The 22,881-nt window shown below is 58.2% G+C and carries 16 protein-coding genes and 2 pseudogenes; 12 read left to right on the forward strand and 6 right to left on the reverse strand.

All coding sequences use genetic code 11. The features are described 5' to 3' along the window. Positions 1-89: 89 nt before the first annotated feature. The 11 genes from I6F37_RS34355 (at position 90) to I6F37_RS34405 (ending at position 17,302) form a co-directional block, all read left to right on the forward strand. A complete protein-coding gene (locus I6F37_RS34355; protein WP_225130896.1) occupies positions 90-1,244 on the forward strand; it encodes a sulfotransferase in 1,155 nt (384 codons plus the stop codon). 210 nt (positions 1,245-1,454) lie between these two features. Continuing rightward, positions 1,455-2,420: a sulfate adenylyltransferase subunit CysD gene (cysD, locus tag I6F37_RS34360; protein WP_225131002.1), complete on the forward strand. Its 966-nt coding sequence runs from the start codon at positions 1,455-1,457 to the stop codon at positions 2,418-2,420. Then, positions 2,420-4,303, forward strand: coding sequence for a sulfate adenylyltransferase subunit CysN (cysN, locus tag I6F37_RS34365; protein ID WP_225130895.1), 1,884 nt, complete (start codon positions 2,420-2,422; stop codon positions 4,301-4,303). The genes cysD and cysN overlap by 1 nt, the downstream gene beginning before the upstream one ends. A gap of 626 nt (positions 4,304-4,929) precedes the next feature. After that, a complete protein-coding gene (locus tag I6F37_RS34370) occupies positions 4,930-5,238 on the forward strand; it encodes a hypothetical protein (protein ID WP_225153939.1) in 309 nt (102 codons plus the stop codon). 1,228 nt (positions 5,239-6,466) lie between these two features. Then, positions 6,467-8,998, forward strand: coding sequence for a 2-aminoethylphosphonate--pyruvate transaminase (locus I6F37_RS34375; protein ID WP_225130891.1), 2,532 nt, complete (start codon positions 6,467-6,469; stop codon positions 8,996-8,998). A 31-nt stretch (positions 8,999-9,029) separates the two neighbouring features. Next, positions 9,030-10,088 carry a dhydrorhizobitoxine desaturase gene (rtxC, locus tag I6F37_RS34380; RefSeq protein ID WP_225130889.1) on the forward strand — a complete coding sequence of 353 codons (1,059 nt, stop codon included), beginning with the start codon at positions 9,030-9,032 and terminating at the stop codon, positions 10,086-10,088. 29 nt (positions 10,089-10,117) lie between these two features. Next, the gene (locus tag I6F37_RS34385; protein ID WP_225130887.1) at positions 10,118-10,903 is read left to right on the forward strand and encodes a gamma-glutamyl-gamma-aminobutyrate hydrolase family protein; all 786 of its coding nucleotides are present in this window, start codon (positions 10,118-10,120) and stop codon (positions 10,901-10,903) included. 129 nt (positions 10,904-11,032) lie between these two features. After that, a complete protein-coding gene (locus I6F37_RS34390; protein WP_225130885.1) occupies positions 11,033-11,935 on the forward strand; it encodes a DMT family transporter in 903 nt (300 codons plus the stop codon). After that, positions 11,932-13,218: an ATP-grasp domain-containing protein gene (locus tag I6F37_RS34395; protein WP_225130883.1), complete on the forward strand. Its 1,287-nt coding sequence runs from the start codon at positions 11,932-11,934 to the stop codon at positions 13,216-13,218. The genes I6F37_RS34390 and I6F37_RS34395 overlap by 4 nt, the downstream gene beginning before the upstream one ends. Further along, entirely contained in the window at positions 13,218-14,555 is a 1,338-nt protein-coding gene (locus I6F37_RS34400; RefSeq protein WP_225130881.1) for a glutamine synthetase, read from the forward strand. Before I6F37_RS34395 ends, I6F37_RS34400 begins: the two co-directional genes overlap by 1 nt. Positions 14,556-16,831: 2,276 nt before the next feature. Then, complete coding sequence (locus I6F37_RS34405; protein WP_225131000.1) at positions 16,832-17,302, forward strand: hypothetical protein; 471 nt, start codon at positions 16,832-16,834, stop codon at positions 17,300-17,302. Here the strand turns inward: I6F37_RS34405 and I6F37_RS34410 are convergent. The 6 genes and pseudogenes from I6F37_RS34410 to I6F37_RS34435 all read right to left on the reverse strand — a co-directional run. Then, a pseudogene (locus I6F37_RS34410) lies at positions 17,303-17,674 on the reverse strand (transposase); the annotation flags it as partial. Positions 17,675-18,038: 364 nt separating this feature from the next. Continuing rightward, positions 18,039-18,227 (reverse strand): annotated as a pseudogene (locus I6F37_RS34415) (transposase); the annotation flags it as partial. 293 nt (positions 18,228-18,520) lie between these two features. Next, the gene (locus I6F37_RS34420) at positions 18,521-19,117 is read right to left on the reverse strand and encodes an aminodeoxychorismate/anthranilate synthase component II (RefSeq protein WP_225130879.1); all 597 of its coding nucleotides are present in this window, start codon (positions 19,115-19,117) and stop codon (positions 18,521-18,523) included. Continuing rightward, positions 19,114-20,508: an aminodeoxychorismate synthase component I gene (gene pabB / locus I6F37_RS34425; RefSeq protein ID WP_225130877.1), complete on the reverse strand. Its 1,395-nt coding sequence runs from the start codon at positions 20,506-20,508 to the stop codon at positions 19,114-19,116. The genes I6F37_RS34420 and pabB overlap by 4 nt, the downstream gene beginning before the upstream one ends. A gap of 184 nt (positions 20,509-20,692) precedes the next feature. Next, complete coding sequence (locus I6F37_RS34430; protein WP_225130875.1) at positions 20,693-20,977, reverse strand: Dabb family protein; 285 nt, start codon at positions 20,975-20,977, stop codon at positions 20,693-20,695. Between the two features lie 135 nt (positions 20,978-21,112). After that, positions 21,113-21,748, reverse strand: coding sequence for a GntR family transcriptional regulator (locus I6F37_RS34435; protein WP_225130873.1), 636 nt, complete (start codon positions 21,746-21,748; stop codon positions 21,113-21,115). 114 nt (positions 21,749-21,862) lie between these two features. On the opposite strand from I6F37_RS34435, the gene bioB reads away from it, so the two are divergent. Next, positions 21,863-22,858: a biotin synthase BioB gene (bioB, locus tag I6F37_RS34440; RefSeq protein WP_225130863.1), complete on the forward strand. Its 996-nt coding sequence runs from the start codon at positions 21,863-21,865 to the stop codon at positions 22,856-22,858. Positions 22,859-22,881: the final 23 nt, after the last annotated feature.

The following is a 22,881-nucleotide window of genomic DNA, read 5'->3' on the forward strand; positions in this document are numbered from 1 at the left end:
GTCGTTTTAGCGCTTTGCGGCTGGCTTTCTGTCGATCAATCGAGCGAGCGCCGACAGGGTTCGCTTTTCAAGGACGAGGCGTCTGAACGATGAGCGGATGTTTTGGCCGTTCGCCTGCGGTGTGCTTTCTCCTCGGTCTTCCACGATCCGGGACGACACTCCTGGCGCATTTGCTGCAGCACCATCCAGACATTGTGGCTCCGCCTGAACCCTGGTTGATGCTGGCGGTTGAAGCATTTGGCAGGGTGGATCAGCGCCATCCGGCGGGTGGCTCGCTGATTGAGGCCGCGACCTCTGAATTCTTGGGTCGGATAGATAGCACGATCCCTAGCCGCGCTTTTGCCGATGCAGCCTATGATCAGTATCTGGCACAAGCGGGCAAGCGCATCATCCTAGACAAGACACCACGCTATTGGACGGCGCTTGAGTTTCTTGAATCTGTCTATCCAGAGGCGCCACACATCCTTCTGATGCGCAATCCCTATGCCATCGCGGCTTCACTGAAATCGACGTGGGGGGTCCCACTGCGGGCAGAAAGCTCGCATCCGGTCAGCGTCTCCAGTCTCGTCGATCTCATGCTCCGTCTGCCCGACGGCATCATAACGTCACTCGCCGATTTGGTTCTGGGCCTTCCCAAGCTCGCCGCCCACCGCACTCGCCCGCGCACACAGTTCGTGCAATACGAACTGTTCGTGGCGCATCCGGACGAGGAAATCCGGCGTCTGTTGAGGGGCCTCGGCTGTGATCCAGCGGCCGTCGCATCGGCGGGGATGAGACAAGCAGATTATCTTCGATCGAGTAGCTTCGGAGACCGAAAAATCTTGGAACGAAACGCCGTCGACCAAAGCTCTGTCAAGGCATGGCAATCTCAATTGAGCGTCGAAGAGATGCAAACCGTGACCGATCTGGTCGGCGCCGAGCTTCTGCTAGAACTCGGATATGAGCAGGAACTGGTACATGCACAGCAAGCCGGAGTCCTGGATAGGGGAGGGGAGGTAACTGAACCTTATCGTCAGGTATTCCGAACCTGGTGGGATTTGCGAAGCTCCAAGGCGGGAGCATTATCCGGCCCACCTCACGCTGGAGAGCCGGTCCACACGATGGCTGCCCAGTTGCAACAGACGCTGTTGGCGTCAGAAGCTGATCGAGCTGCGGGGCTGGATGGCATTCGCAACAGCGAAGCGGCTATCGAGATGCTGCGAGGCGAAGTCGCGCGGCTTGAGCGGATCCTCAATATCCGCTAACGGATCTGAATGCTTGCGAATAAAACACGCTGGCTGATTTAGCCATTATCCTTAACCCGCACGAGCTGATCTCCCGATCAGGTGTGACCCAGGCGCCGACCGCACCAGCGGCGGAATGCGATATGCTCCCGCGTCTGCAAGTCTCCTCTCCAGTGGGGCTTGAGCTCATCGACGAGCCATGCGTCTTGGCCAGCCGTTTCCGCCGCGGATATTCCCACTCTAGGCTGGAGCCATAGAACGGCGAAGAACAGAGATCCTGCATCGAAAAGAAGGCACATGCTACCGAAACATCTGCGCCGCCTCGAAGCTGAATCGATTGAAATCATGCGTGATGTGGTCGCCGAGTTCAAAAGGCCGGTCATGCTTTACTCGATCGGAAAAGACTCAAGCGTAATGCTGCACATTGCAATCAAGGCGTTCTATCCGGCAAAATTGCCGTTTCCCCTGCTTCACGTTGACACGACCTGGAAGTTCCGCGAGATGATCAGCTTCCGGGACGCGACAGCCAGGCGGCTCGGCCTCGACCTGATCGTCCATGTCAACAAGGAGGGCCTCGCGCGCGGGATCAATCCGATCGATTCCGGCTCCGCGCTCCATACCCAGGTGATGAAGACCGACGCGCTGAAGCAGGCGCTCGACCTCCACGGATTTGATGCTGCCTTTGGCGGAGCGCGGCGCGATGAGGAAAAGAGTCGCGCAAAAGAACGGATACTCTCCTTCCGTTCGGCCGGACACGTATGGGACCCCCGTAATCAGCGGCCGGAGCTCTGGAACCTGTTCAACACACGGATCCGCCAGGGCGAAACCATGCGCGTGTTTGCGATGTCAAACTGGACCGAGCTCGAGGTGTGGGAATACATCATGCTCGAGAAGATTCCGGTGGTTCCGCTCTACTTCGCGAACCAAAGACCGATAGTGCGTCGAAATGGTGCGATGATCATGGTCGATGACCAGCGATTGCCGCTTAACGGCGACGAGACGCCGGAAATGCGCATGATCCGCTTTCGCACGCTTGGATGTTATCCTTTGAGCGGAGCTATTGAATCCGATGCGACGACGATCGAAGATATCGTCGCGGAAATGCAGACTACGACTGTGTCGGAGCGCCAGGGACGCCTAATTGATGCCGACGAAGCCGCTTCAATGGAGAAGAAGAAGCGGGAAGGCTACTTTTGATGTTTACGAATCCGGCAACAGAACTGGTCCCGGCCAGGACGAAGGATCAGCTGCGATTCATCACATGTGGCTCGGTGGACGACGGCAAATCGACGCTGATCGGCCGATTGCTGCACGACAGCAAGATGATCTACCACGATCAGCTCACGGCGCTGGAACGCGACAGCATCAAGCATGGTAGCACCGGCAATGACATCGACTTCGCGCTGCTCGTGGACGGGCTGGAGGCCGAACGGGAGCAGGGCATCACAATCGATGTCGCCTACCGCTTCTTCACGACGCCGCGGCGCTCCTTCATGGTGGCCGACACTCCCGGCCACGAGCAGTATACCCGCAATATGGCTACCGGCGCCTCGCATGCCCAGCTCGCCATCATCCTGATCGATGCCCGCAAAGGCGTGATGGTTCAGACCCGCCGCCACTCCTTTATCTGCTCGCTGCTCGGTATTCGCCATGTCGTGCTGGCAGTGAACAAGATCGATCTTGTGGCATATAACAAGGAGTGCTTCGATCGGATCGCCCGTGACTATCTGGCCTTTGCCGCCGGTCTCAGCTTCACCTCGATTGTTCCGATCCCGATCTCGGCCCGCTACGGCGACAACGTCGTGGACCGCTCCGCTCATGCCAACTGGTATCATGGTCCCTGCCTGCTCGAGCATTTGGAGAGCATTGACATCCAGTCCGGCACCGCAAGCCAGGCTTTCCGCTTTCCGGTCCAATGGGTAAACCGGCCAAACCCGGATTTTCGGGGCTATGCCGGGTCGGTGGCTTCCGGGAGGATCTCGACAGGAGACGAGATCGTTGTCGCTGCGTCGGGGCGGACCACGCGCGTCAAGCGGATCGTGACCCACGATGGTGACCTCGTCGCCGCCGAAGCCGGGGATGCGGTTACCATTACACTGGAAGACGAAATCGATATCAGTCGTGGCGACATTCTGTCGCGACCGGACGACCGACCGAAGGTGGCCGACCAGCTTGCTGCTTATGTGATCTGGATGGACAAGGAGCCGCTCGCTCCCGGACGCAATTACGTCCTGCGGATTGGATCGCAGACGATTTCTGGCAGCATTACCACAATTAGGCATCGAATCGACGTCAACACTTGTGAGCATCTGGCCGCCGGGACGCTTTCCCTCAACGAGATCGCCTTCTGCGATGTTGTGACCGCAACGCCCGCCGTATTCGATCCTTACGACCTCAATCGAAAGACCGGATCATTTATCGTCATCGATCGTTACACGAATCGTACGGTCGGGGCCGGCATGATTGCCTTTCCGCTACGGCGGGCCACCAATATTGCTAGGCAAGCGCTATCCGTGGACAGGAGGGAGCGCGCCGCGCTCAAGAATCAGAAGCCTTGCGTCATCTGGTTCACTGGCTTGTCTGGCGCGGGAAAGTCGACGATTGCCAACCTTGTTGATCAAAAGCTGTTTGCGATGTCGCGGCATACCATGCTGCTGGATGGCGACAACCTCCGGCACGGATTGAACGCGGACCTCGGTTTCTCGGAGACGGATCGCGTGGCGAACATCCGGCGTGTCGGCGAAGTTGCCAAGTTGATGGCGGACAGCGGCTTGATCGTGATCTGCTCGTTCATCTCGCCCACTAGGGCCGAACGGGACAGGGTGCGCAGCCTGGTTGGCAAGGATGAGTTCATAGAAGTCTTTGTCGATACGCCGCTCGAGGAATGCGCGCGGCGAGACCCAAAAGGCCTGTATTCAAAGGTGAGATCCGGCAAGATCAAGAACTTCACCGGGATCGATTCGTGCTACGAAGCACCAACGACACCGGAGGTTCATCTCAGGACCATGGAGCAGACCCTAGAGCATTCAGCGGAAGCGGTAGTGGATGTCTTGATGGCGCGGTCAATTCTTGATGGTTAGAGGTCCCTCGCGTCGCACCATCGATTCGCACGATATCCCGCAAGCCGGCCAAGGCGATCCAGCTCTGGCGAGCCTGCGATCGGACTTTTGGCTCTAAAGGAACAAAATGGTCGCACCCACTCGTCGATTGCCCGCTTCCGGTTATGTGCTCGAAGTGGATGGCCAACTCAAAACCGAGTACGCGAGCAGAGATGGAGCATGGGCGGGAGCGGAGGAGCTCAAGAAACGCCGTCCCATGCTCCAGATCAGAATCTACGATGTGACAACAAAGTCCAGAGAGGAAGTCCGACTTCCAGTAAGTTGACTTTTCGCTTGGCGCTTCTTGCTGCGCGTACGGCCAGCGACACGCCGAGCTCCCGTTAAAGCCGAGCCGGACAGCGTCTCGGCCGGCTTCGATCTCTCGCGCAGTATGAGGGGCCTCGGTTTCCGGGCTTGGCCGCATCCGGCGAGCGGGCACTTGTTTTCAGGACCCGAATTTGGCAGTCGACCACGACTCCCTCCTGTCGCGGCCATGCCGGCTTTCGGCAAGCTTGCTTCGGTGGCCCGCCGCTCGACGGCGGACAACGCCTGCCTACACCCGCGCCTTGGCATTGCGAGACAAAGCAGCCGCGAACCTTAGCCATCCCGTGCTGCGCTACGGACTTCCGCGCTTCGGGTTCTGCTCCGTACCGCCTGCCGTCGTTGATCGTCATGAAGGCGGCCATGGCGCGGCCGAAAAGGCAAGGGAGCTCATCCATGGCAAGCGACAAGGACGATCTCTTGATGATCTGCTCTGGTCAACCGTCAACCTGTTCGACCGCGCGGTAGACCGCGTCGAACGCGAGCTCGCCATCAACGAGCAGGCGCTGCAGAGGGGCCAACGCGAGCAGAACGGCTGCGAGATGCGATCCGTCGAATCAGAGCGCCTTACCGCCGAGGTACTTGCGCTCCATTGAGTGTTGGACGCGATGGAACTCCTTTCACTTTGGGCCTTACGATTTGGACCAGCCCGTCAACCGCGGCACGCTCGCCACGGCGATGATCGTTCGTGAGACTTTCTCGCCACGAAGCGGAGTGCAGGCCCGAGAGATGCTGCCAGCCTAACGATCGCGCTCACAGAGGGACACGTGCCACTCATCTGGAGTCGAGTCGACCTGGTCCTAGCAAAGCAGGACGACAGGTTCTGCGTCACGGCGCCTCGCCGAAAGGTCGAACTGTTCGTTGCTAAAGCGACAGCAATCGCAAGGTCGCTCAGATTACCTTCAAGCCGGATTCGACCACAGCCTGCCAAGGGCGCTTCATTCAGCGCAACGACACCTGACAGCGGCGGTCATGTGCGACGAGGCGTACACTTTCCAGGTGCCAGCTATCCAGGAGGATCTCGGCGGCATGGCGGAGAAGCTCGGTACCTCCATCTGCGGTATGGCGAGGAATACGTGAACGGAAAGGCTGGCCATCCTTACCTGCTGGTATGCGGCCGCAGGCGGAATGCCGAATGTCCTGATGTCGAACTCTCAAAATACTTCAGCTCGCTGTGAACCTCCGCACTCCGCTGCCTACGTCGGCTTGTCGCCGCCAGATGGGAGTACGTCAGGAAAAAAATCTCACGAGAAAATCCCCGGAGAGGGTTGAAACGCCCCTAACGTCAAGTTGTACGATCTCGAAATGGACAGCGACAGTCATCAGCGTCCCAAACCTCCAACGAGCTACGAAGTGCGAATGCATCAAGTCTCAAGCCCATGCATCAGACTCCCGCTGCCTGCGACGTCATCAAGTGTGCCATGCCTTAATCTGCATCCCGGCGCGATGATCCGGCTGCATCGCTTTCCTAATGTCAGGTTTGCCTGAATGACGCAGGTTCGCACGTAAGTCGGTCGGTCGACCTGCCGCTTCGCGACGCAAGAAGGCGACCGCGCTCACGCCTGCGCATGCGTGATGGCTAGATGACAGCGCGCGTCGCCGCCGGTTGCGTTCGAGGGCGCGGTCGCAAGGCCAATATCTTGGAGGTGATGAATGGTATCGGTGAGCAGCTTTGTGAAAGATCGCTCTGCATCTGCGATGAGATGTGGAGGTTGTCATCCGGCAGGGTTTCGGACACAGACGCGAAGCGCGCCCGCAATCTATGGGCATCTGACCCGAAGCTGTTGAACGGAGGAAGTCGACACTCGCCACAGGGGCTCCCTGGTGGGGTGGGCGTACTCCAGGTCTATTGAAGAATACAACTTGAGGAGGAATGGTTTGATAAGACAGCGCTCTTTGCTGACGCCTGGTCCATTGTCGTTATCGCTGGCGGTCAGGAGCCAGATGCAGCTTGATCTCGCATCGCGCGATTGCGAGTTCAAGGAAGTGACCGCCTGCATGAGGCGGCTGATGCTCAACTTGCTGGGAAATGCTGACGACTATTCGGTCGTGCCTATTCAGGGAGGGGGCTCCTTTGCGATGGAGGCCGCTCTCTCTTCATTTGTGTCCCGAGCCCACAGGCCGCTCGTTTGCATAAACGGCATCTATGGCGAGCGTATTTTGCAAATCTTGCGGCTGTGGGGCGTCGAAGCACTGAAGCTTGTGAAGCGAGCGACCGATCCTTTGGATCCTCAAGAAATTGGCGAGCATCTGAGCCGAAATCCTGGCGTTACGCACCTGTGCTTCGTGCATTGTGAGACGACAACCGGAATCGTCAATCCGCTGGACGCGATCGTGGAGGAGGCGAGAAGACGTGGCGTAAAGACCATCGTCGATGGGATGAGTTCCTTCGGCGGCCTTAATATCGACCTGAGCCAGCGTGGACCTGACGTCCTGGTCACGTCGAGCAACAAGTGCATAGAAGGGCCGCCGGGAGTGGCGTTTGTCATCGCGTCCCGCGAGCTGCTGGAGAATGCGGTTCAAGAACCGAGGTCGTTTGTCCTCGACGTGAGAGATCAATGGCTCTCGCTCGAGCGCACCGGTGAGTGGCGGTCGACCCCTCCCACCCACATCGTTCAGGCAACGACAAAGGCCCTGAAGATTCTGCACGAGGAGGGCATCGATGCCAGACGCTGCAGGTACGAAAAGGTCAGGGACGATCTCGTCAAGGAACTCGAAGGACTGGTGTCTCCGCTGCTGTCCGCGGACTTGCAGTCGCCGGTCTGCGTCGCGTTCAGTGCGCCGTCGGGAATCGTGGACCAGGCAGGATTCGATGGGCTTTATCGCCACTTGGCGGCCCACAACCTTTACATCTACTCAAAGCTGCATCTTGCCACGCGGAGTTTTCGCGTCGGTTGCATTGGGGAAATCCAATCCAGCTGGATCGAGCAGTTGGGGTGCGCTTTTCGTACATATTTCCGGTCCGGTCAGGCTCGGTTAGCAAAGCCGATGTCGGGCCAAGAGGCATGCGGGGCTCGCATAAAGATGCCGGCTCGAGTGGCTGGGGACCCGCGGCTGCCGTTTTCGGCCGAGACTGCTGTTCTGCATGCGGGCTATCGGCGAGACCCGGCGACGAAAGCCGTCGCAGTGCCGATTTACCAGAATACGGCTTATGAACTCGATGGCGATCTCAACCACATCGCTGACGTCTACAACGTCAAGGCCGATGGGTTCACCTACACAAGGATCATCAATCCAACGACCCGCGCGCTGGAAAGGCGCTACGCCGCCGTCGATATGGGGAGCGACTCGCTCGCCGTTGCGTCAGGTCAAGCAGCGACGTTCCTTGCGATCGTCAACCTGTCAAGTGGCGAAGTGGGGGACAATGTCGTCGCCTCTCCGTATCTATATGGCAATACCTGGAACCTGCTCCACAACACATTAAAGCGTCTTGGGATCAGCGTGAGGACGGCCGATCCTCGAAAGCCCGAGACATTTGAACGTGCCATTGATGATCGCACGATATGCCTGTTCGGAGAGGTGATTTCGAATCCTTGTCTGATTCCGCTCCCCGTCAAACAGCTGGCCGAGATCGGCCGAAAGTACGGCGTGCCTTTGGTCGTGGACAATACGACGACGCCACTGGTATGCCGGCCGTCAGATCTCGGCGCTGCTATTACGACGTACTCCGCAACGAAATATATATGCGGCCACGGTACGACGCTCGGTGGACTGATCGTTGACAACGGCGAGTTTAGCTACCGGGGAGCCTCTCGCTTTCCCTTGTTCAACCGTCCCGACGATGCGCATGGCGGAGTTGTTTGGCATAATGCGGTGCGCGATGTCGACGATCTTGGAAGGAGCGAGTTTCTTCTCAAGGCTCGCATGACCTGGTTGCGCGATACCGGCGCAGCCATCGCCCCGTTTGCGAGCTTTCAACTGATCCAAGGGCTTGAAACGCTGCCACTTCGCATGAAGCAGCACTGCGCGAATGCCAGGATCGTGGCCGACGTTCTCAAGGAGCATCCAAAAGTGCGCCGTGTCTTCTACCCCGGGCTCTTCGAAGGCGCCGATCGGGAAACCGTTGAACAGACACTCAATGCTGCATACGGACACGGGGCGATGGTCATGTTCGAGGTGGAGGACGAACAAGCCGGGCGCAAGTTCATCCAGAACGTCGACTTGATGTATCACGTTTCGAATGTAGGCGATGCCCGCACGCTCGTGACCCATCCTGTCTCGACGACCCACACCACCGTCCCGCGGGAAAAGCGCGAAGCCGCCGGCATATTTGGCGGCTCGATCCGGCTTTGCGTCGGCATCGAAGATGTCAACGACATCCTGCGCGATCTGGACAAGGCGCTTTCCGCAATCTGACAACCTGCAAGGCGATCAGGAGGAGGTTCTCATGAATCAGGCAGACGCTTGGAAATTGAGGTCATCACGCTATGAGGCCGTTCAATTCAGCCGAGAAATCAATAAGCAGCTCTCCGAGCTCAGGCCCGACAACATAACGGGAGCGGCTTATATTGCCAAAGATTACGCTGTCATCACAGCGTGTACGCTCGCGACTGTGTCGGTCTCATGGTGGCTCTACCCGCTGGCCGTCCTTCTGATTGGCGCCTATCAGCGCGGATTGACAACCATTGCTCATGATGCGGCTCACCGCACGCTCGCGAAGAACACGACCTGGAACTACGTCCTGGGCATTCTGTTCGCTTCCTATCCCTTGTTCCAGCGCCACTGGGCCTACCGGATCTCGCACGTCTATTTGCATCATCCCTATCTCGGAGATCCGGACAAGGATCCCGACCTGAAGTTCTTTCTGGCCAGCGGCGTTTACAACGTGCAGCCTCCGGAGCGGTACGCTTTCAACATGATCTGGAAGCCGATCTTCGGCGGCGCGACAGTAGCGTATCTGAAGTATCTTTGGGCCAATCGATTTTCGATCACAGATGTCGAGGAGCAGAGCCGCTCAGGCATACTTATCGACAAGTATGGCTTCTATCTCTTCTGGATCAGCATCCTGGCCGGGTCATATGCTGTTGGGCTGCTCCATATCGTCGTCCTGTTTTGGATCGTGCCCTATCTCACCACGTTTCAGGTCCTCGGATGGTTTATCGAGCTAGCCGAGCACTCACCTATGTGCGAAACCGAGACGCAGAACGTCTATCTCACCAGGAATCGGAAAGGAAACTTCCTCGAACGAGCCATCCTCGGACAGAATCTGGATGAGTACCACCTTGAGCATCATCTTTCGCCGGGCATCCCGTTTTGGCTGTTGCGCAAAGCTCAGAAAATCCGAATGCAGGATCCGAACTATGCGAAGGTTGCCGCGACCTGGGGTGGTCTCTTTGTCAAGGGACCTCAAGGTCAACCTAGCGTCATAGGTCAGTTAAAAGAGCGAAATCGACGCTTGTATGAGCAGGCCGTTGCCGAGGTTCGCGCGCGAGGGCAGCTCGCGTGACGTTTCTACGGCCAGAGAGCACCCGAGCCGTGGTCGGCGTCACTTCGAACCGTCTTCTGGTCGATGGTGTGCATCGCGACTGGTTGCGGCGCAAGTACTTGCAGGCACTCCATCGTCATGCGGGAGTGGCTTGCGTCATATTGCCGACGATCGACGCCGAAGATGCGAGGGAGGAGATCGCCCCGGCGATCATGCGCCGGCTCGACGGCTTAGTGTTGACAGGTGATGAATCGAACATCGACCCCGCCGTCCTGAGAGCGCCTGCGTCCTTGACGCAGGCTGATCGGCAGGACGTTGAGCTTGGGATCCTTGACCGTCCGCGGGACAGGCTCTCTGCCGTAACTATAGAGAGCGCCATCGCGCTCGGAATGCCTATTCTGGGCATCTGCCGTGGGCTTCAGGAACTCAACGTCTATTTCGGCGGCACGCTCCGCTCATCGCTTGCGGAGTGGAAGCCGGAAAGTGGCGCGATGCATGCCGAGAAGCCAGATCGTCCAAGAGACCGTCAGTACGACGCCGCGCACACCGTCAGGATATGCTCCGATGGCGCGCTCTTTCCAATCGCGCGGACGATCGAAGCGCAAGTCAACTCGCTGCACAATCAAGGCATCGAGGCGCTTGCCCCGGCGCTGAGGCGCGAGGCGTGGGCGCCTGACGGTTTGGTCGAGGCGGCTTCGGTCATTGGCGCCCCGACGCTCCAAATCGGTGTGCAATGGCACCCCGAATGGCACGTCTCAACCGATCTCCTCAGCAAGCAACTGTTCAAGGCATTTGGAGAGGCGTGTGTTGGGTACTACCGAACTAAGAAGAACTAGAGGCAGGTTGTGACATTTCAAACCAAACGTGGTCCGTGCACGTCGAAAGGACACTCCCTCGGAGCCGAAGCACGCGTCCGGTCCTGCGAGGGCCGTGCGCCGCCTCGCGGGCACAGGAAGACTGGAGGATTGGCGAATCGCTTCGTTCTGGGAGTCCTATTTGTGGCGCTTTATGTCGTCGTGAGCGCGGCAGGCGAGGTTTATGCGGCGTCGTATTTTCAGCAAGCGGATGTGTTCGTCGCGCTCCTGCTGACCTTCGCTGTGGTTTGTCTGATGTTCAATCTCCTGGCTCGCCAGGAAGGACGCGAGGCAACGGTGGCGAAATGGTCGCTCCTCGTCTTCGTCGCGCTCAATGTCGTGACAGCAATCAGCTGGATCGGCCTATTTATCGGACTGAAATACGCTGAACCTGCGATCGTCATCGCCTTCATGGTGGCGCTGGGGCCCACCGCAACAGTGTGGTTAAACGCACTGATCAGGCGCCAGGGTGCCCCTCCAGCATCCGATATTGTCGTGAGCGTTACGATCGCAACGATCGGGAGTTACATGATTTGGATCTCGGCCAGCGGCAACGCAGGCGTGGAGTGGGGGGCTCGATCGTCCTTCGGCATCGTCTTGGCGATCGTGGCCGGCCTATCGCTGGCCCTTACAAATATACTTGTCAAACTGCTGTTCGATCGTGGGTTTTCTGGCCGACAAGTCCTGGCGCATCGCTTTTATGGAACGATTCTCTTGCTGCTGGGACTGGTCGACCATTCATCTATCGTGCCTGAGATCTCGCAGCATTGGTTTGCGATCGCGGCAATTGGGCTGTCGACGATCATTGTTCCTTTGCTCTTGATCCAGCAGGGCATTCGCCGGGTAGAGCCCTTCACCGTCAACATGGTCCTGTCCACCGCCCCTATCATCACCTTCCTGTTCCAGTACTTCGATTCTCGCATCGTGCCTTCGTTACATACGTTCATAGGAAATGCTCTCATTACGGCTGTCGCTGTCGGAAACATCTACTTGCAGTATCGGAGATCCGCATGAAAGAACGGAGTTGTGTAATCGTAGACGCATATTCTACCGGCCGATACCTACCGGAAGAATTCAAGCGCTATGGAATTGGAACGGTGCATGTGATGTCGGCTGCACAGATTCCGTCCATATTCCAATCGCATTTCAATGCGGATCTTTATGATGAAGTCATTCGCCCCACCGAGCGCATGGGATATGACGACATCGTTGATTATCATCTTCAGGCTCTCCATGGCCGGGAATTGGAGTTCGTTGTCGCGGGCTGCGAGACCGGAGTTGAACTCGCCGATTCTCTGTCGGAGCGGCTTGGCTTACCATCAAATGGGACTGCGCTATCCGCTGCTCGGCGTGACAAAGCGCGATTGTCTTGCGCGCTGACCTTTGCAGGCGTGCGATCGATCAGACAAGTCGTGTCCGACAGTCCTGTAGAGATCGCGAGCTGGAAGCGTGAAGCGAAGTTCGATCAGATCGTGATCAAGCCGCTGAACAGTACGGGTACCGAGGATGTATTCTTTTGCTCGACAGACGCTGATATTCAGCGGGCTGTGAGCGCAATTGTCGGGAAGACGAACCGTGTCGGAGCGTTGAATCGTTTTGCCCTTGGGCAAGAAAAAATAAACGGCCAGCAATATACCGTAAATGCCGTCTCGATCGAAGGGGAAGCCTTCGTTACGGAGGCGTGGACCTATGACACGGTTCCGATTGAGAGGGCATCATCGGTCTGCTCACTTGAGAGATTGTTGGGGGGCAACGAACCAATCGTTCAGGAACTGTCCGACTACTTGGTGCGTGCGTTGCAGGCACTACAGATCGTCGACGGACCGGCTCATGCTGAGATCATCGTCGATCATCGGGGACCGGTTCTGGTGGACTTCGGAGCGAGGCTTCAAGGGACCATGTCGGCAAAAGCACGAACGATGGCGTTGGGGCACAACCATATGACCTTGACGGCCTGGCGTTACGCAGATCCCAAGGGCTTTGGTGAATATATGAGGCTGCGCGGGCCCTACAAGCGGCAGGCTCACGCACTTTGCGTCTCGCTGATCTCAGATATGAGCGGTGTCGTTGCCGGTTACCCGGGACTCGAAGCAATCCGCAAGCTCCCGAGCTTCGCGGATGCCATTGCATTCGTCCCGATTGGTCAAGAGCTAGTTCCCACGATCGACTTAGTGTCGACACCAGGCATCGTTTATCTCGTGAATAGCGACTTGACTCAGCTTGAGAATGACTATCGCAAGTTGCGAGCAATGCGGATGGACCAGGTGTTCGATTTGGTGATGCAGGATCGCGACTGATGCCAACTGATCCCAGGTTGACCGGAGCGAATCCAGCCCGCGCGGCGATGGTCGGCTTAAGCGACTTCGATGGCGTTCTGCGAGGCAAACACGTCTTAGGTGAAGATCTCGCGGGTGAAGATAAAGTTATCAAGTTCTCTGAAGCGGTGCTGGCGTGGGATTGTACGGACCGGGTCATTCCGGCCAGTTTCACGCAAAAGCCGCTATCGGCGTTCGGAGATGCTGACCTGCGGATTTTGTCAGGCACCGGCCGTTCGGTGTCTCATCTCGGCGATCAATATCTCTATCTCGCGGAGTTCGCGGGCGCACATGAGAACATCTGTCCGCGCGGTGTTCTGCGTAAGGTCCTGCGAAGGACTGCTGACCACGGATACGACTGCACTGCCGGGTTCGAGTTTGAATTTATGCTGTTTAAGGAGAACGCAGACACGATTGAAGACAAGCCGTTCGGCGAATGGGCTCCTTTAACGCGCGGCCCGTTCGGCTACTCGATTGCGCGCTCTGTCGCACAACATGAGCTGTTCGATGAGATCTTGGCGATTTGTGAGAAGGCTAGAATACCTCTCAGCGGACTACACTTTGAAACGGGACCTGCCGTTGTCGAAGCGTCACTTCGTCATTGTGATGCGCTGGAAGCCGCCGATCGAGCAATCATATTCAAGTCGATGATAAAAGCCTGGGCGCAAACGCGAGGCATGATGGCTACATTCATGGCCAAGGTTTCCGAGAAATGGCCCGGCCAGTCCGGCCATATTCACATCTCGATGTCCTCGGATAGTAAAAATGTATTCTACGACGGTGATGCGTTAGGCAACGTCTCCGATCTTATGAGGCAATTCATCGCCGGACAACTAGAATACATGAATGAGTTCTGTGTGCTCGCTGCGCCGAACGTCAACAGCTACAAGAGATTGGTACCTGGCTGCTGGGCACCAATCTGTCCAAGCTGGGGCCTTGACAACCGCTCCTGCGCGGTTCGCGCCATTCCGGGAGAGCCATCTGCGCATCGCCTGGAATATAGGCTGCCTGGCGCAGACGTGAACCCGTATCTCGCGCTCGCATGTGCGATTGGTTCAGGAATATTGGGCGTCGAGACAGGTCCGGAACTACCGGCTTCGATCGTCGGTGATGCAAGCCTGGAAATGTGTCGTCCGTCCGCGAGGCTGCCTCAAAGCCTATCAGAGGCAACATCTCGGTTTGCAGAGTCTGCAGCGGCCAGTGATGTCTTCGGAGAAAGGTTTGTTGAAGCGTTCGCTTGCTCGCGCCGTTGGGAGTGGGAATCCGTTCAACATCGGGTCACCGACTTTGAACGTCGGAGATACTTCGAGATCATTTAGCTTGAGCTCTTCGCTAGTTCTGAACCTCCTTCCGTTGGCCGGTGCCGGCGCGACCATCGCGGCTGTCTGTGCCGCTGATGTTGAGCTTCATACAGAGCAAGTGTGCGTTACTCGTTAAGTGAGGACCTTGGGAACGGTGAGGAGGTCTGCTATTATCTGCTCTATGGCAGCAACCGCGATTGCTCCGTTCTAGCAACGAACAACACCATTTCCATTCGCATCAATGAAGACGTTCTCGACTTCTTCAAGCGGGAAGGCATGGTCGATTATGCTCAGAGCACGAGCCGAAGAGGCCCGTGATGCGCGACGCTGTAGCCGAGCCGCAGAGCCACGCAGGACGCGAGGCTCACCATTAATGGGGGCAGCGCGACCAGACGATGGCTTAGCCGCCGCCGGCCACAACGAGGCTGGCGTTGATCGGTGCTGACTTATACTCTTGGCGCGGCGCTCTGAAATCCCATCAGGGAAGAGGTCCCAGTCACCTTGGGTCCATTAAGTTCATGAGAGAGCGATGGCGGCGAACGCTACACGGCCATCTTGGGACCGAAAGGCCCCAACGACGTTCAACTCATTCATCACCCTCGGCCAACTTTGCCGAGTGAAGCTGCGGCACCAAGGACTTCCTCAGATATCTATGGCGGTCTTGCGCCAGGGTTTGATTCGCCGGCACTTTTCGAATGGCGTGAGGACGCTCCTTCGGCGCTGGCGCCAAACCTTTCCCTGCCGTCTGCCGCACCGGCATCAGGCCATCAGCCACTCCCGCAAGTGCCTGAACTGAGAGAGTTGTTCGGCGATCACTGGACGCACGGCCCCCAAGAGGCTTCGCCTGTCGTGATCGACATATTGCAGAGCCTAGGTCTTCTGCCGAGCCGGGATGTCCCAATGACCCGTTTCTTAGTCCACGGTCAGCCCTACACGGCCGAGAGCCTACCGGGAGGCCGCGTTCTTCTCTTCCATCGGCCGCAACTTGGCTGAACGGGGCTCGTGGGCACCTAGTGTTTCGGCACAGAGATTTTGAGTCTTTTTGCTTTCGGCACTCTGGTAGATATTTTAGAATAGAGAGCGGCCTAATTTGGTGCGCGCCTTCTCGATCGCGAACATCCAATTGATGGGTGCGCGCTCGGCGTTGCGGCGTTCTCCCATGCAGCGGTCTCTCTGACGAGATGGGCATAACTGTCGATGCGCCGGTCGAGACACTGACGGGCGAGCGCGCTAATCTCGATCTCGATGATGTTGAGCCAATTGGCATGCTTCGGGGGCAATGAAATTCGCGCATGCGCTCGGCAAAGTCGACGGCGGCCGGTGCTAGATGGCCTTCACTGGCCACATACCCCATTTGTACCTTTGGAGTGCACCACATGCTTCTGCGCCATGGCTTGAGATCGTTCTCGGCCAGGCGCCGTCTCGCGCGACAGGCTCTCCTGCGACGTCAGTCTGACCGTCTCGTCGGCCAGCAGCTCCAGTGTCCAGCGCGCGCGGTCGGAGGGCTGAAGCAGGAGGTGGCCACCAGAAGGACCTCTTCTTTGTCGTTGAGCTCGCGCTCTGCCCCTGCACGGGCTCTCCGCTCTGGGCGGCCACCGGGTTGCCTTGCGACAAAACGCCGACGGGTTCGATAGACCATCGAGTGGCCGACGTCCACGCTGCTGGCGATATCGTCACCACTCATCCCGGCATCGGCGGCATCTGCGCCTTTAGCTTGCGCACCGCCTGTCTGCCTCCGGCGCATCGAGGATGTGCTTGATTTGTACGCCGAGCCGCCCAATGAAGCAGTGCGGGCGCGGTCCGGATCCTACCGGCGGGGGGCTGAGTTGACGAAAGGTTCCTGCCGCATCCGCACTGCTGATGAGGCTGACGAGAAACATGACTCGGCGCCGACCGTTCTGGTACGCTAGCACTGTCCCTGCCACATCCCGCCAACCTCAACGGCTCTGTATCCGGGGGAGCTTACTGAAAGCTGACAGACCTGCGCGACAAATCACAAATGGAAGGGGCCCCAGGGCAGCTTGCCACTAGACGTCAGGACGTTCAGGTCCAGACAAAAGGCCGTTCGGCGCGCTTACGATCAGCGGCCGCTACAGCGGCGCGACGGACCGGAGGGGCGGTCAGCCTAGTCCACTGCAAGCTTTATGACTGATCGCCGGTTACGACATCCGGCTTCGGGCGGGTCTTCGAGGAGGAGAGTTTACCATTTGGATCACGCATCAGGCGCGTCCGGACCAAATACGTCGCACCGCTTACACAGTAGCGGTCTAGCTGGCTAGACATTCCTCGTGAACATGACCATATTGCCGAGCCGTCTCTCGATCCAAGAGCGCGCTATTGTCCGCAAAATGATAGACACAGCAGTTCTATTTAAGCCGCTCGGCTGCAGCCGTGATAACTTCGAAATTCTTGGTATCAGACATATGTTCCCTCACATGAACTCCTGGGACAAATCGCCAGGAGATTCTCTGACAATCGAACATCATCCGCTACATGGGGTGACCTACGCGCTTACGCTTGTTTTAGCGCTTTGCCGTCGATACGGGCTCCGGCCATTTCGTTATCACCGCCAGCGACGCAACACGGTGATGATCCGTGCGTCACTGGGCTTCGTCGACAAGGTGCTGCTGCCGGAGTTCACCGAGCTGGCGAGGTCGCTGCAAGTCTATCTGCACGAGGTGACGCCGCGCGTGATCCGCGACGAGTCTATGACGGACGACACCCGCGATGCGCAGGAAGTTACAGATGCCCTGCCGTCGAACTGATCAGGCGGCGAGCTTTGCCTCAGAACCATCGCGCTCGGCTTTCCAATTCCACGGCAACAGCATGTGCAGCCGATTGATCTTTGTACGTCCGGAGACGATGCGCTCGAGAACATTGGTCAGATAGTGCCGCGGATCGATGTCGTTCAGCTTCGCCGTGTTGATGAGCGACGCGAGAATGGCCCATGTCTCGGCCCCGCCTTCACTGCCGGCGAACAAGTAGTTCTTCTTTCCCAGGCCTATCGGCTTGATGCTGCGTTCGACCGTATTGCTGTCGATCTCGATGCGCCCGTCATCGATGAAGCGCGTCAGACCTTCCCAATGGTTGAGAGTGTAGCTGATGGCCTTGCCAAGACCGGACTTCTTCACGCGATCTCGGCGCTTGGAGCGGAAGACACAAAGTCCGCCGTCGTACGGATCGGCCCCAAACGCCTCGCTCACCAGCATCGCTAGCTAGTCCATGCCGTGACGGAAATCGATCGGCTGCGTCGCGATCCAGATCGACAACCCTGGTCGGAGCCCGATCATCGGCCAACCGTCCCTACTGCGGCCAGCACCTCGCACCGCGCCCGGCGGTCGACCGTCCCCCTGACACGGATACAAACCGCGCCGACCTCGATCTCGATTGCCGCCTGCTCTTCGCACGAGGGCAATTTGCCCCCGCAGCCGGTGATCGCGACCGGCAAAAGCCAGCTGGCACGTCTCCGTACCCGCGCTCCACCACCTTCGCCCGCATTGTCCGACGACGCCACAGAAACAACAGGCTTGGGCTGATGTCGTGTTGTCGCGCCATCGCGGACACGCTTGCACCCGGCGCAAAACTCTCCGCGACAATCGCCGCCTTCGCATCGGTCGACCAGCGCCGTCGCCGGCCCGTCCCGGTAATGATCTCGACACGCTGCAGCGTGTCCGAGCCGTCCTTGAGGATAGACGTATGCCTATCCTTATCGCCATCCTTACGACTATCCTTTGACATGGTGATCTCGTGACGAACCATTCCACGAGATCTTTCTAACCGACTAGATCAGCCCTCAGCGCGTGGTGCCTCGATGACGCTCACGAAACCGCAAGGTCCGGTTTCTGTCGGAGGCGCGCCGCTGACTGCGGAGCCGAGCACGGAACAGCGCTGATTACCACAAAATGCCTGCCATATGGCGCTGCGCCTTCCAACCACGTCGGAAACCAACAGTCCACCATCTTGATCGGCAGGCGAGCCGCCTCTCATTGCTCCGCGTGGTTTCGAAAATCCTCTGTGAGTCGCAAGAAGTTCATAAGCAGGACGTGCCCCTGTGACGTAAGTATCGACTCGGGATGGAACTGGACCCCATAAGTGGGATAATAGCCGTGCGTGAAGGCCATGATCTCGCCTTCCTCCGAACGCGCTGTCACTATGAGATTCTGCGCACATGACTGATCAAGCTCGACGATAAGAGAATGGTAGCGTCCGACGTCAAGCGGGGTTGGCAGCCCCTTGAATAACCCTCGGCCGTCATGCGCAATGTACGAGCGCCGACCGTGCATGGGCCGATGCGCACGCGCCACCCGTCCTCCGAAAACGCTTCCAATACATTGATGTCCAAGGCAGATGCCGAGAATTGGTACGCGTCCTGAAAGTTCGCGAACCACTGCTGTCGATATTCCTGCCTCATTTGGGGTGCAGGGGCCGGGCGATATGACCACCGCGCGCGGGTTGAGACCAACGAGCTCGCTGATGCTGATAGCATCGTTTCGGATCACTTCCGTTGCTTCACTGAGCTTGTGGAAATAGCGGGCAATGTTGAACACGAAGGAATCGTAATTATCGATGATGACAATCAAAATGCACCAGCTGGTTCAGAACCAAATGCATCAAAGATTCGCTCTGCCTTGGCGAGCGTTTCCTCGTATTCGGCCTCGGGCTCCGACAGGGCCGTTATACCGCTGCCCGCATGAAACACAGCCAGGTCGCCGTCGATCGTGACCGTGCGGATCGCAATACTTGTGTCCATGTGCCCGTTGAAGCCGATGAAGCCGATCGCCCCACAATAGACCTCTCGCGCTATGCGCTCGATTTCTGTAATAATTTCCATCGACCGCAGCTTTGGCGCTCCCGTAATGGAGCCGCCGGGGAAGCAAGCACGGAGCAGGCTAACGGCGTCTTCGCCTCCGGCAAGTTTCCCCGTAACGATCGACACGAGATGGTGCACTGAGGCATAGGACTCGAGATTGCACAGGGCCGGAACCTCGACCGAATGCGCGGTGCAAACGCGTGACAGATCGTTGCGCAAAAGGTCAACAATCATCGTGTTCTCGGCATGATCCTTTTCGGAAGCGAGGAGAACAGCCGCACGGCGCTGGTCTTCCTTGAAATCAGGAGAACGCGCGATCGTGCCCTTGATAGGTCGTGTCTCGACTTGTCGTCCCTCAAGCTTCAGGAATCGTTCCGGCGAACTTGATGCGATGGTCAGCTTTCCCCATCGCAGCAGGGCCGCAAAAGGCGCTGGATTCAATGATCGTAGCTGGCAATAGAAGGCGAGTGGATCAAACGAGGTCGACAGGCGGGCGCTGAAACGCTGCGCAATATTCGCCTGGAACACGTCACCCGCCAGGATCAAGTCGATCACGCGTTGTACCGCCGCAACGTAGCCCTCGCGGCTGAAGTTCGAGCGCCATGCGCCCGCTTTGCTGGGACAACCCTTCTGTGGCGCCTTTGGACCGGCAAGCAATGCTGCAAACTGGTCGGCTCGACGACGCGCTCGTTCGCTCCGTCGCACCCGATCCTGCTCCGGCCATCCGGTCGAGACGATCCAGCATTTGTTATCCCGGTGGTCGAAGCTGATGACCACATCATAGAAATGCAGGATGGATTGGGGCAAACCCAGACCGGCAATTGCCGGCGCAGACAATCGCTCCAATGTCCTGTTCATGTCGTAGGCAAGGTAGCCCGCCGCTCCTCCCTGGAACGGCGGGAGATCGGGACGATGCTCTTGCGGGTACTTCGCGAGTAGCGTGCGAAGGACCTTCCATGGATCGGCCTCGAGAGTCAGTCCGTTCCAACTGACTTGGCCGTTCGCGACCCTATAGGTGCTGAACGGGTCGCACGTTAGATATGAGTAGCGCCCAAGCAGCTCGTGCCTTGCTACGCTATCGAGAAACGTGAGATGCGATCGATGCCCGAGACGTCGCATCGCTATGACAGGGTCAACCCACTGCAACTCGCGAACGTACATCGTGGTTATCGGTCACCGGCGGCTGACGTCGTGAAAGTGCCGTTCCATCTGTTGGCCCCCCCGATGAGAACGACGCTTGCCTGCGATGGGCCGAAACTTGAGGCCCATTGCCAAGTTAACCAGGCGGTGGACTTTTTGCTGCGACAGCACCTGGATCATCCTGCCGTGGAGGCGCAAGGGGTATCTATGCATCGTAGTCGGCCGCGAACCGCAGCTCGCGGAGCGGTCGGACCCGCTTAATCGACTCCCGGTAGAGATCGTGCGCCTTGTACGCTGCGAGCTCCGCCTCGCTGTCGAACTCACCATAGACCACGACATCGATATCGTTGCCGAGCTGATCGGTCTTGCGGTTGCGGGCAACCTCAAGCCGGCGCGCATGTGGTATCGTGGTGAGAAGCGAAAGACCTTCGATGATATGGTCGATATGCGCCTCGTCCTTGGCGCTGAAGAAGACGATGTGACGAATCATGGCCGTCCGTGGAGATGTCGCTAGTGGGTGGCATAACTATCTGGGAATAGAGCCCGTTGCAATGAGGCTAGTCGCTTGCCGCATGATCGTCGCTTGCGATCGTCGGCGATCCGCAATGAAGCTTGCCAGATTTGCTCAGGGCGCCGGAAGGGCAAGGCGCTCAATGGTTTGAATGTGCCGCGTGAGCAGATTACAGGCTTGATCGACGTTGCGCGTTCGCAAGGCTTGCAGAATCAGGCGGTGATCTTGATTGGAGCGCGGTCGCCAGCCCACCGATCGCGCCATCGCGAACACCAATCGAGAATTGGCAAGCTGCAGTCCATCGAGGCTCGCGAGCAGACGCGGCATTCCGCACGGCGCGACCAAGGCTTGGTGAAAGGCGCGGTTGGCTGTCTCAAACTCCTCGATCGTCTTTGCATTGTCTCCTTCGATCAGGGCGAGCTCGATCTGAGCCAAATGAGCTGTTGTGAGCCTTGGCCCCGAATGGCGCAATGCCACCACTTCGAGCGCGGCGCGCATTTCGGCGATCTCCTTCACTGAACGGGTATCGAGCGGGGAAACCCGAACACCGCGACGCGGCACCGCGACAACAAGATGTTGTGCCTGCAACTGCCGAAAGGCCTCGCGCACGGGGACGTGGCTGGAATTGAATTCTCGTGCCACGTGATCCTGACGGAGTGGCGCGCCTGGCTCTAAGGCGCCGCTGATAATGCGCTCAGCAATTGAGTCCGCGATGCGCGCGACCGTCGTCATGTTGTCACTAGTGATCATAGATTATCTACCGCAATAACCGGTGCATTTGCGAGACAGCTCGATTAGCATCTCTTCGAGGGCAATGACTATAGATAATTGACGCGATTATCTACAATTGAGCGGGATTGGCTTATGGATGCTGCTGCGCAAGTCCAGCGGAAGGAAGCAGGCAACGGGACGCAGGTTCGTTATCATTGGAATGTCGAAGAGGCTAAGGCGCTCTACGACCGTCCTTTTGCCGACCTGATGCTTCAGGCGCAGCACGCTCATCGCAAGAACTTCGATCCAAACCACGTCGAAACTGCGAGCCTGCTCAGCATCAAGACCGGCGGCTGTCCGGAAGACTGCGGCTACTGCTCGCAAAGCGCGCATTACGAGACCGGCCTGAAAGCCACTCGTCTGATGCGTTGCGCCGATGTGGTTGCGACCGCGCAGCGCGCGAAGGGTGCCGGCGCCACGCGCTTCTGCATGGCCGCGGCCTGGCGCACGCCAAAAGATCGCGATCTTGATTCCGTCTGCGACATGGTCAAGGCGGTCAAGGGATTCGGCATGGAAACGTGCGTCACGCTCGGCATGCTGACAACGAAGCAGGCCGCGCGCCTCGCCGAGGCCGGCCTTGACTTCTACAATCACAACGTCGACACATCGCCCGAGTTTTACAGCAAGATCATCACCACCCGCAGCCTGCAGGACCGCATCGATACGCTGGCGCATGTGCGCGATGCCGGCATCAAGATCTGCTGCGGCGGGATTATCGGCATGGGCGAGCGCGTCGAGGACCGCCTGGGTATGCTCGTGCTGCTCGCCAATCTTCCCAACCATCCCGAAAGCGTGCCGATCAACCTGTGGAACAAGATCGAGGGCGTGCCGGTGGAAGACACCGCGGGGCCTCCCGATCCGATCGCGCTGGTCCGGCTGCTGGCGACCGCGCGGATCATGATGCCGAGGAGTGTGGTTCGCTTGTCCGCCGGGCGGCAATACATGACCGATGAATTGCAGGCGCTTTGCTTCTTGGCCGGCGCAAATTCAATCTTCGTCGGCGACGTGCTCTTGACCACCAAAAACCCGAAAGTTGATCGCGACGCGGATCTGCTGGCCCGGCTCGGCATCACGTCCGGGCTCTCCTGACGGAAGCAGTGCGCGCAATATGT

The sequence above is a fragment of the Bradyrhizobium sp. NBAIM08 genome, assembly GCF_020193935.1.
GTDB lineage: Bacteria > Pseudomonadota > Alphaproteobacteria > Rhizobiales > Xanthobacteraceae > Bradyrhizobium > Bradyrhizobium yuanmingense.

Excerpts from the sequence above, each read along its gene's own strand:
- pabB (WP_225130877.1), bottom strand. The coding sequence starts at position 20,508 with ATGTACGTTCGCGAGTTGCAGTGGGTTGACCCTGTCATAGCGATGCGA.
- bioB (WP_225130863.1), top strand. The coding sequence starts at position 21,863 with ATGGATGCTGCTGCGCAAGTCCAGCGGAAGGAAGCAGGCAACGGGACG.
- rtxC (WP_225130889.1), top strand. The coding sequence starts at position 9,030 with ATGAATCAGGCAGACGCTTGGAAATTGAGGTCATCACGCTATGAGGCC.
- I6F37_RS34430 (WP_225130875.1), bottom strand. The coding sequence starts at position 20,977 with ATGATTCGTCACATCGTCTTCTTCAGCGCCAAGGACGAGGCGCATATC.
- I6F37_RS34355 (WP_225130896.1), top strand. The coding sequence starts at position 90 with ATGAGCGGATGTTTTGGCCGTTCGCCTGCGGTGTGCTTTCTCCTCGGT.
- I6F37_RS34405 (WP_225131000.1), top strand. The coding sequence starts at position 16,832 with ATGACCATATTGCCGAGCCGTCTCTCGATCCAAGAGCGCGCTATTGTC.
- I6F37_RS34400 (WP_225130881.1), top strand. The coding sequence starts at position 13,218 with ATGCCAACTGATCCCAGGTTGACCGGAGCGAATCCAGCCCGCGCGGCG.
- I6F37_RS34435 (WP_225130873.1), bottom strand. The coding sequence starts at position 21,748 with ATGATCACTAGTGACAACATGACGACGGTCGCGCGCATCGCGGACTCA.
- cysN (WP_225130895.1), top strand. The coding sequence starts at position 2,420 with ATGTTTACGAATCCGGCAACAGAACTGGTCCCGGCCAGGACGAAGGAT.
- I6F37_RS34395 (WP_225130883.1), top strand. The coding sequence starts at position 11,932 with ATGAAAGAACGGAGTTGTGTAATCGTAGACGCATATTCTACCGGCCGA.